This window comes from Paraburkholderia caribensis, assembly GCF_002902945.1.
GTDB lineage: Bacteria > Pseudomonadota > Gammaproteobacteria > Burkholderiales > Burkholderiaceae > Paraburkholderia > Paraburkholderia caribensis.
The window spans coordinates 2,363,534-2,379,286 of the sequence record NZ_CP026101.1 but is presented as its reverse complement, the minus strand read 5'-3'; the positions used below and the strand labels follow the sequence as shown (position 1 = coordinate 2,379,286).

16 protein-coding genes are annotated in these 15,753 nt (G+C 63.5%); 5 read left to right on the top strand and 11 right to left on the bottom strand.

The window, feature by feature from the left end:
- The first annotated feature begins 17 nt into the window (after nt 1-17).
- Together C2L66_RS10540 and C2L66_RS10535 are read left to right on the top strand one after the other, a co-directional pair.
- Nucleotides 18-476: a MaoC family dehydratase gene (locus tag C2L66_RS10540; RefSeq protein WP_054930081.1), complete on the top strand. Its 459-nt coding sequence runs from the start codon at nt 18-20 to the stop codon at nt 474-476.
- A complete protein-coding gene (locus tag C2L66_RS10535) occupies nt 473-937 on the top strand; it encodes a MaoC family dehydratase (protein ID WP_060600199.1) in 465 nt (154 codons plus the stop codon). The genes C2L66_RS10540 and C2L66_RS10535 overlap by 4 nt, the downstream gene beginning before the upstream one ends.
- Nucleotides 938-1,281: 344 nt before the next feature.
- Here C2L66_RS10535 and C2L66_RS10530 read toward each other — a convergent pair whose 3' ends face one another.
- From C2L66_RS10530 to C2L66_RS10510, 5 genes are all read right to left on the bottom strand, one after another.
- Nucleotides 1,282-2,499 carry an acyl-CoA dehydrogenase family protein gene (locus C2L66_RS10530; RefSeq protein WP_060600201.1) on the bottom strand — a complete coding sequence of 406 codons (1,218 nt, stop codon included), beginning with the start codon at nt 2,497-2,499 and terminating at the stop codon, nt 1,282-1,284.
- A 66-nt stretch (nt 2,500-2,565) separates the two neighbouring features.
- Nucleotides 2,566-3,666, bottom strand: a complete 1,101-nt coding sequence (locus C2L66_RS10525) for a phosphotransferase (protein ID WP_060600203.1) — start codon at nt 3,664-3,666, stop codon at nt 2,566-2,568.
- Between the two features lie 34 nt (nt 3,667-3,700).
- Nucleotides 3,701-4,432 carry a histidine phosphatase family protein gene (locus tag C2L66_RS10520; protein ID WP_060600204.1) on the bottom strand — a complete coding sequence of 244 codons (732 nt, stop codon included), beginning with the start codon at nt 4,430-4,432 and terminating at the stop codon, nt 3,701-3,703.
- Nucleotides 4,429-5,217, bottom strand: coding sequence for an oxepin-CoA hydrolase, alternative type (locus C2L66_RS10515; RefSeq protein WP_060600206.1), 789 nt, complete (start codon nt 5,215-5,217; stop codon nt 4,429-4,431). The genes C2L66_RS10520 and C2L66_RS10515 overlap by 4 nt, the downstream gene beginning before the upstream one ends.
- Nucleotides 5,217-6,785, bottom strand: coding sequence for a 3-hydroxyacyl-CoA dehydrogenase (locus C2L66_RS10510; protein WP_060600208.1), 1,569 nt, complete (start codon nt 6,783-6,785; stop codon nt 5,217-5,219). Before C2L66_RS10510 ends, C2L66_RS10515 begins: the two co-directional genes overlap by 1 nt.
- 127 nt (nt 6,786-6,912) lie before the next feature.
- Between C2L66_RS10510 and C2L66_RS10505 the strand changes: the two genes are divergently transcribed.
- A complete protein-coding gene (locus C2L66_RS10505) occupies nt 6,913-7,560 on the top strand; it encodes a glutathione S-transferase family protein (RefSeq protein ID WP_060600209.1) in 648 nt (215 codons plus the stop codon).
- A 106-nt stretch (nt 7,561-7,666) separates the two neighbouring features.
- Here the strand turns inward: C2L66_RS10505 and C2L66_RS10500 are convergent, their stop codons facing one another.
- Nucleotides 7,667-8,857, bottom strand: a complete 1,191-nt coding sequence (locus C2L66_RS10500; protein ID WP_060600211.1) for a pyridoxal phosphate-dependent aminotransferase — start codon at nt 8,855-8,857, stop codon at nt 7,667-7,669.
- A 150-nt stretch (nt 8,858-9,007) separates the two neighbouring features.
- Nucleotides 9,008-9,523, bottom strand: a complete 516-nt coding sequence (locus C2L66_RS10495; protein ID WP_060600212.1) for a putative toxin-antitoxin system toxin component, PIN family — start codon at nt 9,521-9,523, stop codon at nt 9,008-9,010.
- A 57-nt stretch (nt 9,524-9,580) separates the two neighbouring features.
- On the opposite strand from C2L66_RS10495, the gene yaaA reads away from it, so the two are divergent.
- Both yaaA and C2L66_RS10485 read left to right on the top strand, forming a co-directional pair.
- A complete protein-coding gene (gene yaaA / locus C2L66_RS10490) occupies nt 9,581-10,363 on the top strand; it encodes a peroxide stress protein YaaA (RefSeq protein WP_060600214.1) in 783 nt (260 codons plus the stop codon).
- Between the two features lie 30 nt (nt 10,364-10,393).
- Nucleotides 10,394-11,560, top strand: coding sequence for a M14 family metallopeptidase (locus C2L66_RS10485; protein ID WP_054930093.1), 1,167 nt, complete (start codon nt 10,394-10,396; stop codon nt 11,558-11,560).
- Nucleotides 11,561-11,684: 124 nt separating this feature from the next.
- Here C2L66_RS10485 and C2L66_RS10480 read toward each other — a convergent pair whose 3' ends face one another.
- From C2L66_RS10480 to C2L66_RS10465, 4 genes are all read right to left on the bottom strand, one after another.
- Nucleotides 11,685-12,368 (bottom strand): BspC domain-containing protein, encoded by a 684-nt coding sequence (locus C2L66_RS10480; RefSeq protein ID WP_060600216.1) that lies wholly within the window; start codon nt 12,366-12,368, stop codon nt 11,685-11,687.
- Between the two features lie 198 nt (nt 12,369-12,566).
- On the bottom strand, nt 12,567-13,241 hold the full coding sequence (locus C2L66_RS10475) for an energy-coupling factor ABC transporter permease (RefSeq protein ID WP_054930095.1): 675 nt from the start codon (nt 13,239-13,241) through the stop codon (nt 12,567-12,569).
- A 109-nt stretch (nt 13,242-13,350) separates the two neighbouring features.
- On the bottom strand, nt 13,351-14,232 hold the full coding sequence (locus tag C2L66_RS10470) for a LuxR family transcriptional regulator (protein ID WP_054930097.1): 882 nt from the start codon (nt 14,230-14,232) through the stop codon (nt 13,351-13,353).
- Between the two features lie 198 nt (nt 14,233-14,430).
- On the bottom strand, nt 14,431-15,645 hold the full coding sequence (locus C2L66_RS10465) for a DUF2863 family protein (RefSeq protein ID WP_036003896.1): 1,215 nt from the start codon (nt 15,643-15,645) through the stop codon (nt 14,431-14,433).
- Nucleotides 15,646-15,753 lie beyond the last annotated feature (108 nt).

The window sequence follows — 15,753 nt, the reverse complement described above, 5'->3', positions numbered from 1 at the left end:
TGCAAACGAGGTGAACGATGGGTTTGAGTTACGAGGACATGGAAGTCGGCAAGTCGTATGAAGTCGGCTCGCATACCTTCACGCGCGACGAGATCGTCCGGTTCGCGGAGCAGTTCGATCCGCAGCCCTTTCACGTCAGCGATGCGGGCGCTGCCGCATCGCCGTACGGCACGCTGATCGCGAGCGGCTGGCATACCTGCTCGGTGATGATGGGCATGCTGGTGCGCAACGTGCTGGCGGGTTCGACATCGATGGGATCGCCGGGCATCGACGATTTGCGCTGGCTCAAGCCGGTACGCGTCGGCGACACGATCCGCATGATGAACAGCGTGCTCGACAAGCGCGTGTCGGCGAGCAAGCCGGATCGCGGCATCGTGTCGACGGAATGGCAGGGGTTCAATCAGAACGGCGAACTCGTGATTACCGTGCGCTCGAAGGCGATCTTCGGGCTGCGCAATCCGGGGTCGGCGGCATGACGCCGGACCTGACGCTCGCTTCGACCGCCGACGTACGTGGGCTCGTCGGCCAGCCGCCGCGCTTGAGCGCGTGGGTCGAGGTCGATCAGGCGAGCGTCGATCGCTTTGCTGTGGCAACGGGCGATCATCAATGGATTCATGTCGATCCCGAGCGCGCGAAGCGCGAGTCGCCGTTCGGCGGACCGATTGCGCATGGTTTTCTGACGCTGTCGTTGATACCTGCGTTGCTCGTCGATACGTTCCGTTTCGAGCAGCGCATGGGCGTCAACTACGGGCTCAACCGCGTGCGCTTTACGGCACCTGTACCTGTCGGGTCGCGGTTGCGGGCGAGCTTCGTGCTCGCGGGCGTGACGGATGTCGAAGAGGGCGGTGTGCAGATCACGTGGAATGTGACGCTCGAACGGCAGGGTAGCGAGCGCCCCGTGTGCATTGCGGAGTTCATTACGCGGCACTATTTCTAGGTGCGCCCGCTGGTGTTGCGCGATGTTCAGTGCTTTGCGCACTGCGTCGCGCCGAACGGTATTTGCTTCGCTCTTTCATCCGGAAACCCCAACCGGCACGCCCGCGCCTCGCAGGCATGTTCCAGATGTGCGGCATCGGCCCGACGCTCGGTCAGACACACCACTTCCGCGTCTCGTCTTTGCCGCTGGCGTTTGCGGTTTTTTGCGCTGGCATCCGCGGTTTTGGGTTTTGCGCGGGCATCCGCGAATTGTTAGCGTGCTTCAGGCGTCGCCGGTGTGCGTTTGCCTTTGCGCTGGCATCCGCGATGCGTGAAGCGAGACAACGCATCGCGGATGCCAGCGCATCACTCCGAATACTTCCCAAGCTCAATCTTGGCAATAGCATTCCGATGCACCTCATCTGGCCCATCAGCAAACCGCAACCACCGCGCGGTGGTATAGGCATAAGCCAGAGGAAAATCATCACACATCCCAGCCGCGCCATGCGCCTGAATGGCCCAGTCAATCACCTGACACGCCATGTTGGGCGCAACAACCTTGATCATCGCGATCTCACCGCGCGCGCCTTTATTCCCGACGGTATCCATCATGTAAGCCGTCTTCAGCGTCAGCAACCGGGCCTGCTCGATCAGACACCTCGCCTCGGCAATCCGCTCCTGCGTAACGGTCTGCGCCGCAATCGGCTTGCCAAACGCCACACGCTGCAGCGTGCGCCTGCACATCAACTCGAGCGCACGCTCAGCAAGCCCGATCAACCGCATGCAATTATGAATGCGCCCCGGCCCGAGCCGCCCCTGCGCAATCTCAAACCCGCGCCCCTCGCCAAGCAACATATTCACAGCAGGCACGCGCACGTTATCCAGCGTGATCTCCATATGCCCGTGCGGCGCATCGTCATAACCGAACACGCTCAACGGTCGATGCACCGTAATCCCCGTCGCCTCCGCAGGCACGAGAATCATCGATTGCTGCGCGTGACGCGGCGCCTCAGGGTCCGTTTTGCCCATCACGATGAAGAGCTTGCAGCGCGGATCGCCCGCGCCCGACGACCACCACTTGTGCCCATTGATCACATACGCGTCGCCGTCGCGCACGATGCTCGTCTGAATGTTGGTCGCATCCGATGACGCCACCTCCGGCTCGGTCATCAGAAACGCCGAACGGATCTGGCCTTGCAGCAGCGGCTCCAGCCACTCGCGCCGGTTCTCCTCGTTGCCGTAACGCTCGATCGTCTCCATGTTGCCGGTGTCGGGCGCATTGCAGTTGAACACCTCGGGCGACCACGGCACACGGCCCATGATCTCGCACAGCGGCGCATATTCGAGGTTCGTCAGGCCCGCGCCGCGCTCGGAATCGGGTAGAAACAGGTTCCATAGGCCGGCATCGCGCGCCTGCTGCTTCAGCGTTTCGATCAGTTCCGTCGGCACCCACGCGTTGCCCGCCTGGCGGTTGCGCGCCACTTCTGCAGCGTAGGCCTGTTCGTTCGGATAGATGTGCTCGTCGAAGAATGCGAGCAACTTGTCGCGCAATGCCTGAACCTTTGGGGTGTAGTCGAAATTCATCTTGCCCTCGTGGATGTCGTTGAATCCGGTCTACAGATCGAGCACGCGGTGTCGCAGGCCCATCACTCAGCGAACCTTCTGCGCATAGCGCCACGCAAGTTCGGCCATCGGCCTGGCGCGCCGTCCTGCGTCGGCGGCCTGTTCGCTCGCTGCCGTGCCGTCGACCACGCGCTTCATGATTCCCTGCAAGATCGCCGCGATGCGGAACATGTTGTACGCGAGATAGAAGTTCCAGTCGCCGCAAATCGTCTGGCCGGTGCGCTCGCAATAGCGTTGCACGTAGCGTGCCTCGTCGGGTATGCCGAGCGCGGCCCAGTCGAGTCCGGCGATGCCCCGAAACTGCTCTGGATCGACATGCCACGCCATGCAGTGATACGCAAAGTCGGCGAGGGGATCGCCGAGCGTCGACAGTTCCCAGTCGAGCACGGCTAGCACGCGCGATTCGTGCGGATCAAAGATCAGATTGTCGAGCCGGTAATCGCCGTGCACGACGGACACGCGCTGGCCCGCTTGTTCGTCCGTTTCGGCGGGCATATGTTGCGGCAGCCATTCGATCAGACGATGCATCGCGTCGATCGGCTCCGTTTCCGACGCCTGATACTGCTTGCTCCATCGGCCGATCTGGCGCGCAAGGTAGTTGCCGGGCTTGCCGTAGTCCGCGAGCCCGACCCTGGCGACATCGACGCTATGCAGCGCGGCGATCACGCGATTCATCTCGTCGTAGATCGCACCGCGCTGCGCAGGCGTCATGCCGGGCAGCGACGGGTCCCACAGCACGCGGCCCTGGACGAACTCCATCACGTAGAACGCCCGGCCGATCACGCTTTCGTCCTCGCATAGCGCGAGCATCTTCGCGACGGGTACGTCGGTGTCGCGCAGCGCATGCATCACGCGATACTCGCGCTCGATCGCATGCGCGGACGGCAGCAGTTTCGCGGACGGGGCAGGCTTCGCGCGCATCACATAAGCGCGCGTCGGCGTAATCAGCTTGAAGGTTGGATTCGACTGGCCGCCCGCGAATTGTTCGAGCGTCAGAGGTCCGGCAAAGCCGTCGACATGTTGCGCGAGCCAGGCGGAAAGGGCGCCCGTGTCGATGCGCTGCCGTTCGCTGACGGGCCGCGTGCCTTCAAAAGCGGAGTAGTCGGTAGGTGTCGCGTCTTGCGGCATGTCTCCTCCGTTGGATGATCGAATGATCGGCCTGCTAGCTGCGCCTGCTCTGAATGAATTGTGCGTAAAGCATTTCCATCGACGTATTGCGCACGTCACGATGCAGCGGCGAGGGCGGCGCATGATTGATCATCCTCACCACCCAGTCGCGCGGCGCGGCCCCGACGTCGAGCGCATTCACGCAGCCCGTCGCCTGCGCGAGATGGCCGAAGAAGGTGCGGCCGCCTGCCGTGATCGCATGCGACAGGATCGCGCGATTGACGCCGCCGTGCAGCACGAGCAATACGACATCCCACGATGAGTCGGCGCGCAGCGCGGCCAGCGCCGGCAGCACACGGTCGAACAGTGCGCCGATCGTCTCGCCGCCGAGAAACTGCACGTCCTCCGCAACGATGCCGTCGAACGCGCCGATAAACGCCGCTTCGAGATCGTGGGCGGGAACCGAACCCGGCTTGCCGCTGCGTATTTCTTCCCATGCGGGTTCGATGTCGATCCCGGTGTGCTGGCTCATTTGCGCGAGCACGCGCTGTGCCGTCTCGACCGTGCGCGGCAAGCCACTGGCGATCACGCGATCGAACCGCACGTTCTGGTCGGCAAACGCGCGGCCGGCGGCATCGGCCTGTGCGCGGCCGTTTTCGTTGAGCGGCACGCGCTCGGGGTCGATCGTACTGCCCGATGCATCGAAGTACGTGACGTCGCCGTGCCGCATCAGATAGATGCGGCGGCGCTTCGGCAACTGATAGCCGGACCCGGTCGACGTGCTCATTTGTAGTTGGGTGCGCGCTTTTCGAGGAACGCGGTGATGCCCTCCAGCCCGTCGCGATGATGCAGCGACGCGACGAAGCTGTCGCGCTCCGCAACGAGATGCTCGGGCAGCGATTGCGCGCCCGCCGCCGCGATCAATCCTTTGATGCGTGCCTTCGCATTCGGCGATACCTTGCCGAGGTCGTCGGCCCACGCGATCGCCGTATCGCGCGCGGCGCCCGGCTTCACGAGCCGGTTGACGACGCCCAGGTCGTACAGACGCTGTGCGCCGATCGGCTTGCCTTCAATCAGCACTTCCGTTGCGATCTGACGCGGCAACGCGCGCGCGAGGAACCACGAGCCGCCGCCATCCGGCGTAAGGCCGACGCGTGCATACGACATTACGAACTTCGCGTCGTCGCCGGCGACGATCAGGTCGCACGCGAGCGCAAGCGAAAAGCCCGCGCCTGCCGCCGCGCCCTCGACGGCCGCGATCACCGGCTTCGACGACGCCTGCAACGCGGCGATCCATTCGCCGAGCAGATCGATGCTTTGCGCCTGCACGGACGGATCTTTCGCGCGGTTTTCGAGCAGGCGGTTCAGGTTGCCGCCCGCGCAGAAGAAGTTGTCCGCGCCCGTGATGACGACGGCGCCGATCGACGGATCGCGTTCGGCGGTGTCGATTGCTTCGATGCCGGCGGCGTACATGTCCGGGTGCATCGCGTTGCGCGCGCCCGGGTTCGACAGCGTCAGCACGAGCGTCGATTCGCTTTCGGCTGGGCGGGAGGCGAGCAGTTCGGCGGCCATTACGCTTGCTCCTTCGTGTTGTCCTGATCGGCGGCGTCGGCTTGCGTGAGCGAGATGCCGAGTTGCGCGCGGCGCGCCAGCCACGGCGACGGACGGTAGCGTGGATCGCCGAGCACGCTGAACATGTTGCGCAGAATGGTCAGGATGGTTTGGGCGCCGAGCGCATCGCCGAGGGCGAGCGGCCCGCGCGGATAGCCGAGGCCGAGTGTCACGGCGAGGTCGATGTCCTGCGGCGACGCAATCTGGCGCTGTGCGATATCGCAGCCGATGTTGACGATCGTCGCGACCACGCGCTGCGCGACGAAGCCCGTCGAATCGCGGATGACAGTGACGGGCACGCCGTCGTGTGCGAAGAGAGCGTGCGCGGTATCGCGCGCGGCGCGCGTCGTTGCGGGCGTGGTCATCAGCGTGCGGCGTTGCGCGTCGACGAGCGGGAAGAGGGTATCGATGGCAACGACGCGGCTCGCGTCGAGGTTTTCATCGACAGCCGCGGTGGTCGCGTCGAAGCCGAGCGGCGTGACGACGATCAGCGAATCGGCGGCGGGGGTGGTGCCTTCGTCGACGGCGACGCGGGCCTTCGCGATCAACGCGAGCACGGCGTCGCGCGCAGCGGGCACGCGTGCGCTGACCCATACGCGCTTCGGCAGCTCGGTCGGTGCGGGCGCTTCGACAGGCGCCTGCTGCTTGCCGTCGACATATACATAAAAGCCCTCGCCAGCCTTGCGCCCGATCAGCCCGCCCGCGAGGCGCGTGCCCGTGATCGGCGACGGCGTGAAGCGCGGCTCTTCATAGAACTGGTGATAGATCGATTCCATCACCGGGTGCGACACGTCGAGCGCGGTCAGATCGAGCAGCTCGAATGGCCCGAGACGAAAGCCCGCCTGCTCGCGCATGATGCGGTCGATATCGACGAAGCTCGCGACGCCTTCGTCCGCGACGCGCAAGCCCTCCGTATTCATGCCGCGGCCCGCGTGATTGACGACGAAGCCGGGCATATCCTTCGCGCGCACGGGCGTGTGGCCCACGCGGCGCGCGAGATCCATCAGCGCGTCGCCGGCGGCGGGATCGCTGCGCAGGCCGTCGATCACTTCGACGACCTTCATCAGCGGCACCGGATTGAAGAAGTGATAGCCGACGACGCGCGATGGATCGGCGCACGCGGCCGCAATCGCCGTGATCGACAGTGAAGACGTATTCGACGCGAGAATGCAGCGCTCGCTGACGATGCCTTCGAGCTCCTTGAAAAGCGCGCGCTTCACATCGAGCTTTTCGACGATCGCTTCGACGACGAGGTCGCAGTCCTTGAGTTCGCCGATCGCCGTGGCGCCCGTTACGTTCGCGAGCGCGGCAAGCGAGCGCGAATTGTCGAGCTTGCCTTTGGCGACCAGCTTCGAGAACGTGTCGGACAGGTAATCGCGCGCCGCGCCGATGGCAGCGGCATTCGTGTCGTAGAGCCTGACCTTGAGGCCCGCGAGTGCGGCGATCTGCGCGATGCCGCGTCCCATCGCGCCCGTGCCGACGATGCCGACGGTCTCGATGCTGGTCTGGCGAGAGGTATTCGGTGCCATGATGTGACTCACTCCATGATTATTCTAAAATAGTACGTTCGTTTCAATTCGTCGTGTGCGCGTGCATGTGCGCGGTCCGCGACGAATGGCAAGCGACTTTCGACAACCATCCGCAGGGAGACACCGGATGATCAAGCTGCACGGTTTTGCGCTGTCCAACTATTACAACAAAGTGAAGTTTGCGCTGCTCGAATTCGGCATTCCGTTCGAGGAAGTGTGCGTTCCGTTCAGCCAGGACGAGGCGGTGCTCGAACACTCGCCGCTCGGCAAGGTGCCGTACATCGTGACTGAGCATGGCAGCCTGTGCGAGTCGCAGGCGATCATCGAATATCTGGCCGCGGCCTTTCCGGAGAAGGCAATCTTCTCGCGCGACCCGTGGGAAGCCGCGAAGGAGCGCGAATTGATCACGTTCGTGGACGTGCATCTCGAACTGACGGCGCGCAATCTGTACAAGCAGGCGTTCTTCGGCGGCACGATCACCGACGCCACGAAAGGGCGCACCGAGAAACTGCTGATCCATCATATCCGCGGCTTCAGGCGGCTTGCGAAGTTCACGCCGTATCTGCGCGGCGAGCAGTTCAGCATCGCGGACGTGGCGGGCTTCGTGAGCTTGCCGCTCGTCGGCATCGCGACGCGGGCCGTGTACGGGCGCGATTTTCTGCTCGATGTCGGCATCGACTGGAAGCCGTACGTGAAGGCGATTAATGCACGTCCGGCCGCGCAGCGCGTGACGGACGACCGCAAGGCCTACATGGAAGCGCAAAAGAAGCAGTGAGGGCGCGGCACGACCGCGCGCCGCATGCGGCGACCGACAGGCGCCGCGCCGCTTCGCGCGCGATGACGAAGAACCGGGGTTCGTTCGCAGCATCGCGCGCGCCATCTCAGAGACGCGCCAGCCGTTCGAGCGCGGTGGCGAGCGTGTCTTCTTTCTTCGCGAAGCAGAAGCGCACGACGCCCGATTCATGCGACTCGTGATAGAACGCCGACACGGGAATGGCGGCCACGCCGATCTCGCTCGTCAGCCATTGCGCGAATTCGGCTTCGGGCATGTCGCTGATGGCCGAATAGTCGACGCACTGGAAATACGTGCCCGTGCACGGCAACAGCTTGAAGCGCGATTGCGCGAGGCCGGCGCGGAAGAAATCGCGCTTCTTCTGATAGAAGGCGGGCAGGTTCAGATACGGCGCCGGGTCCTGCATATAGTGCGCGAGGCCGAGTTGCATCGGCGTGTTGACGGTGAACACGTTGAACTGGTGGACCTTGCGGAATTCCGCCGTCAGCGCGGCGGGCGCGGCCACGTAGCCGACCTTCCAGCCCGTCACGTGATAGGTCTTGCCGAAGCTCGACACCACAAAGCTGCGCTGCGCGAGTTCCGGATAGCGCGCCACGCTTTCGTGCGGTGCGCCGTCGTAGACCATGTGCTCGTACACTTCGTCGGAAAGAATCAGCACATTCGTGCCGCGTACGATCTCTTCGAGCTTCTTCATGTCCTCCGCGCGCCAGACGGTGCCCGTCGGGTTGTGCGGCGTGTTGATGAGGATCATGCGCGTTTTCGGCGTGATTGCGGCGGCCAGCCTGTCGAACGGGATGGCGTAGTCGGGCGCTTCGAGTGTGACGAACACGGGCTTGCCGCCCGCCAGTTCGATCGACGGCAGGTAGCTGTCGTACGTCGGCTCGACCACGATCACTTCATCGCCCGGATGGACAGCGCACAGGATCGCCGTCAGAAGCGCCTGCGTCGCGCCCGCCGTTACCGTGATTTCGGTCGTGGCGTCGTAGCGGCGTCCGTACAGGTTGGCGATCTTCTCGGAGATCGCCTGGCGCAGCGGCGCGACGCCTGCCATCGGCGGGTACTGGTTGTGGCCTTCGCGCATCGCGCCGGCCACGGCATCGACGATGCGCGGATCGCAATCGAAATCCGGAAAGCCCTGGCCGAGATTGACCGCGTTCTTTTCGGCGGCGAGCGCGCTCATCACGGTGAAGATCGTCGTGCCGACGGTCGGCAGACGGGATGGGAACGATGGAGGCAGGGTGGTCATAGGCGTGCTCGTCAGATCGTGCGGTGCGTTCATGTCGCGGTCCGGATGCGGTCGTGGTCGTTGATGCCGTTGTGGTCAGGCGTGAAGCTCGATTGTAGGGAAAATCCGCGCGGCGGTTGGCGGCGCCGCCCGGCAGCGCGTCGCGTTTCGTTTCGTTTCGTCTGCGGACTGCGCCGGCGCGCGTCAGGCCTCGACAGGCGCTTGCGCCGTCAGCGCACATTCGACGACGAACGGCGCGGGCTGCGCGATCCGGAAACCGAAATCGCGGGCAATCCGTTTCGCGAGCTTCAACACCGCGCGATCTTTCGAGACCAGCCAGTCCGCCTGCATCGCATAGGCGAGTTCGAGAAACTTCTGGTCGTCGCGATCCTTGCATTTGGGCAGCGCGGGCGCGTTCTCGTCGGGCGTGGGCTCGACTAGCGTCGATAGCCGCGCGAGCGTCGCGAGCGCGGCGGTTTTGTCGACAGCGCGCTTTTCGAACTGCGGATAGTCGAGCACGTAAGTGAGTTCGGCGAGGCAGCGAGCGTCGATCAGCGCGCGCAGCGCACCGCTTTCGAGCGCAGCGAGAATGGGGCGCGTGTGCGGGTCGTCGAACACGAGAATGTCGATCCACACGTTCGAATCGAGCACGACGGCGGGCGCCGCCGCATTTCTTGCGGCAGGCGTGTTCTGTTCGGGCAAGGCAGGGGTTTCGGGCATTCGTTACAATCTGGCTTTCGTCTTTGACCGCCAGGCACGGCGTGCCTGAAAGCCTCTATGATAATCGTTCTGTCGCCGGCCAAATCGCTCGACTACGACACCCCGCCGCACGTCAAGAAGCACACCATCCCCGATTTCGTCGATGACGCCGCCGAGCTGATCGGCGATCTGCGCCGCTTGTCGCCGCAAGACATCGCGTCGCTGATGGACATTTCCGATCAGCTCGCGCATCTGAATTTCCAGCGTTACGCCGACTGGTCGCCGAAATTCGACACGTCCAATGCGAAGCAAGCCGTGCTCGCATTCAACGGCGACGTGTATGAAGGCTTCGACGCGAAGTCGCTGTCCGCATCCGATCTCGACTATGCGCAGCAGCACGTGCGCGTGCTGTCGGGCCTCTACGGTCTGCTGCGTCCGCTCGATCTGCTGCAGCCGTATCGGCTAGAAATGGGCACGCGCTTCGCGAACCGGCGCGGCAAGGATCTGTACGCGTTCTGGGGCGAGCGCATCACGCAGGCGCTCAACCGGCAACTGGAAAAGAAGCAGGACGGCTCGCGCGTGCTGATCAACTGCGCGTCGACGGAATATTTCAAATCGGTCAAACCGAAGAAACTCGCCGCGCCCGTCATCACGCCCGTGTTCGAGGACTGGAAGGGCGGGCGCTACAAGATCATCAGCTTTCACGCGAAACGCGCGCGCGGCCTGATGGCGCGCTATCTGGTGGCGAATCGCTTCGAAACGCCGGAGCAACTCAAGGGCTTCGACGCCGAAGGCTACGCTTTCGACGCCGATGCTTCGAACGATTCCACCTACGTCTTTCGCCGGCGCATCGCGGACTGACGCCGCGCCGAACCAGCAGGAAACACCATCATGACGCTATCCATTACGAGCAATTTCGACGCAGGCGCGATCGAAGTCCTGTCCTGCGCGCAGGCCGACAACATCCGCTTGCGCGTGCGTGCCGACAGCCACGCCGACTTTGCGCAGTGGTTCTATTTCCGGTTGTCGGGCGCGCGCGGCGAGCGCTGCGTGATGACCTTCGAGAACGCCGCCGACTGTGCATTCGCCGACGGCTGGCGCAACTATCAGGCGTGCGCGAGCTATGACCGCGTGAACTGGTTTCGCGTGCCGACCTCGTACGACGGCCGCGTGCTGACCATCGATCACACGCCCGATTTCGACCGCATCTATTACGCGTACTTCGAGCCGTACAGCGAAGAGCGTCACTCGGAATTTCTCGGCGCAGTTCAACAGATGCCGCATGCGGCGCTGACGGAACTGGGCAAGACGGTCGAAGGCCGGCCGATGTCGCTGCTCACGCTCGGCACGCCGAGCTTGCTCGAAGACGGCACGCTGAAGCCGAAGAAGACCATCTGGATCATCGCGCGCCAGCATCCGGGCGAGACGATGGCCGAGTGGTTCGTCGAAGGTCTGGTGAAGCGGCTCGCGGGGTGGGGCGACTGGTCGGGAGACCCCGTCGCGCGCAAGCTCTTCGATTACGCCGACTTCTACATCGTGCCGAACATGAACCCGGACGGCAGCGTGCACGGCAACCTGCGCACGAATGCGGCCGGCGCGAACCTGAATCGCGAATGGATGGAGCCGGACGCTGCGCGCAGCCCCGAAGTGCTGCTCGTGCGCGACGCGATTCATGCGACGGGTTGCGATCTGTTCTTCGACATTCACGGCGACGAGGCGCTGCCGTATGTGTTCGTCGCGGGCTCGGAGATGCTGCCGAGCTTCACCGAACGCCAACGCCAGGAGCAGACGGCATTCATCGAAAACTTCAAGCGCGCGAGTCCCGATTTCCAGGACAAGTACGGTTATGAAGCGAGCAAGTATCGGCAGGATGCGCTGAAGCTGGCATCGAAGTACGTCGGCAACGAGTTCGGTTGCCTGTCGCTGACGCTGGAGATGCCGTTCAAGGACAATGCCAATCTGCCCGACGAACGCGTGGGCTGGAACGGTGAGCGCAGCGCGTCGCTCGGTGCGTCGATGCTGCAGGCGATTCTCTGGCATATGGAGACGTTTGCCTGACGCGCTGTATCGACGAATCGCAAAGGTATGTAAAAAAGCGAGGCCACGCGTGATGCGTGGCCTCGCTTTTTATTGCTCGCGTGGTTTGTCTGATCGGATGGTCAGATCAGGCTCTCGCGCGAGCTCAATGTGTCTTCTTCGCGGCCGACTTTTTTGCGCTCGTTTTAGCGCTCGTCTTCGCGGCGCTGCTCTTGGTCGTCACGGCCTTGCCTGACGATTTGCCCGACTTCTTGTTGCCTGACTTGTTCGTCGTGCCTTTCGTCGACTTGCCTGAGTTTTTCTTCGAACCCTTGCCGCTGACAGCGTGCTTGCCCTTCGCCGTGTTCGATCCCGACGACGCCGTGCTTCGCGAGCGCAGAGGCGGCACGGGATCGTTCCAGCTGAACGCGAGCATCTGCGCGCCGACATAGCCGCAGCGGAACTTGAGCTGCGCCGGGTCGCCGCCGCTTTGCGGAACGCCCAGACCTTCGACGGTCACGACGCTGTCGACCTTGACCTTCTGCTTGCCTTCGTCGAACGAATCGTTCCAGGGCGTGACGGCTGCGTGCGCGCTGTCGAATGAACTGGGGGGGAACTCGACATGATCGAAAGCCGTCGACGTGCTCGCGACAAAGTTGCCATGCGCGGCGCAATCCGCAACGAGCGGATCGGCGTGCATATCGTTGATGAATTTGCTGACGAGGTCGTTGTGCTGCCCGAGTTGATCGGCGAGGGCAGGCAGCGAGCATGCGAGCGACGCGCTCGCAATCCACACCGCTAGCCGGCCGACCAACCGCGGCAATCGGCGCGGTGCGTTGGTGCGATCCATCTATCTATGATCAATGCTATGAAGACGTCAGGCACATAAGATGCCCATCCGCAGGAAGGAGTTCAATCCTGGCACAAATATTTTGCCGTGTCGTAGTGCCCGATCTCAACGAGCGATAGATGGGCGGATGTTGCATGCATCAGCAATCGCGCCGGACGGGCGCATTCATCTCGATGCCATTGCACTGCGGTTGAAGGATCAGGTGCGCGGACCGCCGAGACGATAGCGCCGCACGTCATACGTCGTGACCCACGCGGGACGATAGACGGCGATCAACGCCGTCGACATACCCGTGAACCACGATTCACCCGACGCAAGCAGGAACACGCTAAACGCATAGCCGGCCGGGATGACCGACATCGAGCCGTCGGCGAGCGCGATATGCGTTGCCAGCGCAACGGCCGATGCCACCGACACCGCGATAGCGGGCGACACGAAACCCTGGCCGAAGATGAACATGAAGAGATTGCGCGGCAGCCACGCGACGCATGCACGTTGCAGGAGCGTCGATACGCCGACGGGAACGGCGCCGAATACGAGGAAGGTGAGTGCGATGCCTTGCCACGGCGCGTCGAAGACGACGGCGGCAAGCCCCGTCACGATGGCCATTGCGATGAGTGCGAGCCCCCAGTCGAATAGCGTGACGACGAGCGTCGCACCGAGCAGGTGAATCACCGTGCCATCTTCGAGCCAGGCGTTGGTCGCCCACAGCACCGACACGGCGACGATGATGGCGAGCCACACATGCTGGAGCACGGGTTCCTGCAAGCGCCTGAACGGATTCTTCCAGAGCGCGAGCGCGAGCAAAGCCACAGCGGCGATCCAGCCACCGACAGCGACCCACAACGGAAGCGGTGTGTAGAGGAAACCCATGTCTTCATATTACTCGTTGAATAGCGAAACGTGTGAGCGGATTCCATGCCAGCGATGATTTATGTCTATTCACGGTGGATTCCTTTCGACCTTTACATCCTTTGCACCTTTACATCGCGCCGTCGTCGCGTTCCGGGCGTTTGCGCCGTATGTCGTAGGGCGTCGTCGCTTCGGCGGCCATCGGCAGTGCGCCGGTGGTGTCGTTGGCAGGCAACGGATAGCGGAAAGTTCGCGGCTTGCGCTGCCGCAGTGGCGCAACGTTGGACGTCACGCGCGCGGGCCGCTGGATGCGATTGTGTCCGCTGCGCAGCACTTCGAGTTGCGCGGTGAGCCAGCCGTTGTATATCGCGACGGCGGCGGCGCGGTTCGGTGCGCCCAGTTGCTGGAAGATCGTCGCCAGATGGATTTTCACGGTGCCCTCGCTGATGCCTAACGCGCGAGCAATCATTTTATTCGTACTGCCCATGTGCACGCAGCGCATGATCTGTTCTTGCCGCGGCGAAAGGCCGCCGCCCAGGCGTGGCCGCTTGGGCGGCGCGACCAGTTCTAGCGAGCGAGCCTCGTTCAGTTGACGCGCGAGCTTGCCGGACGAGACGGGTGCGTCGAACGACAGGGCGCCCGCAGGAATGTAGTGAACGCCCAGCAAAACCATTTCTAGCGCGCGCACGATCACGCGCGGATCGGTGGAGCGCGGAATGACGCCGAGCACGCCTTTCTCGACGAACGCGCGCACATGGGCGGGCGATATGTCGTCGACCAGCACGGCGACGGGCAGGCCGGGATGGTTGGCGAGCAACGTGCGGGCGTCGAGGGGCGACATCCAGTCCTCCCAGTCGATCAGCAACAGGTCCGGTTGCAGGCGGCGCAGCGTGCGCTCGACCTGCGGCCAGTCCTGCGCTTCGCCGAACCGTGCCTGCCGGTCGATTTGCCGTAAGAGAGTCTTGAGTCCTTCCCTGCGTTCGGCGTCCGAGTTGAAAACTGAAAATCGCATGCATTGCCTCCTGATCGATCGGTCGTGACGGCGCGATGCACGCAACGATTTCGTCGTCGCGCAGCGATGCACCATCGTGTCGATGATGACAAATTCCCAGTCGCGTGGCGGCCTGTCCAGGTGGCATAGGACGAGTGCCATGAAAAAAGCCCCGCACGCGGCGGGGCTTGATTCGATGCAGAGAAAACTCTGAAGTGATCAGTGGAAATGTGGCTGAGCGGGCTCGGCATCTTCCGGCATTTCGGCGTGAACGATCTCGCCGAGCGGGTCCGCATAAAGTGGGACGCCGCAGTCGTCACAATATTCCGGCTCGAAGCGGCCAGCATGACGGCGGATATCGGTGATGCCCGTTTCTTTCAGCAACGCGACGATATCTTCGAGCGGACCTTCAGCCGACATCGCCTCTTGCGGTTCCTCGTCGATGCCCGGGTCGCCGTTCTCGCGGCCGTACAGCGGCCACACGACGCCGTAGATCACGTCGTTGCTGCCGCGGCGCGTGAAGCCGATCCGGTATTCGTCGATGCGCCGCTCGCCGAAGCCGGCGACGACCGCGCGCAGTTCGTCGGGCGTCGCGCCGATCGTGTCGAACAGATAGCGCACCGCGGTGCGAACGGTGTGCGGGCGCACGCGCTCGTCGGCGTCGCGGCAGGCCGAGTAGTAGGCGTCCGGCAACAGGCATTCGAACTCGCAACCGGGCAGCACGACGGCCAGATTGGCGCCGCCTTGCGTCGCCCATTGTTCGAGACATTGGCCGCGCTCGATGCGCGAGCCACCTTCTTCCTCCTGCCAGCGGAACACGGGCGCGCCGACGGGCGCCGCGACAACGGCCAGCACGAAGCGTGGATCGGCGAGAATGGGCGACGTTTCCGGCAGTTCGCCAAAATTGATCTTCGCGTTTCCGCCAGCCACGGCTGCCTGCGCCAGCTGCTGCGCGAGGCGCCAGGTTTCGACGTGATGACGCGGTAACTGGTCGATGCTATACATAAAGGGCGCCATCGCGACACGCGTGCCGGCTGCAAGCACATGCGCCTGCAGATGGGCGCGCAGCGCGTCGGCCGCGTCGCCTTTGAGGGTGCCCGACGGAATCGCGTAGCGCGTCCAGGCCAGTACGGGCGCGGCGATCAGCAACGCTTCGTACTGGACGCCGTCGTGCTCGACGAGCAGCGACTCGCTATGCGTTTCGGCCATGTCGGCCAAGGCGCCGTAAGCATCCGGATGATTCTGCTGGAGATGGTCGAGTGCGGCGTCGAGCGTGGTCTGGTTGCCGTTGCGGACTATTTTCGCGAGCAGTGCGTCGAGCTTGGATTCCCAGAAGCGGTCTTCGGTGCGGCTGCCCGACGCGAAGAGCGCGAGCGATAGACCGACCAGCTTGTCGGCATCGGGAGGGAGACGTTTGGCGATTCGCGAGCGCATAAATCCGGAGGTTGTGTGCAGAGAACCATATATTCTAGTCGTTTCTTCGTCGACATATTATCGACACGCACTGCTGGCAGCGAATCGCCCGCGGTGTGGGCTTGTCCG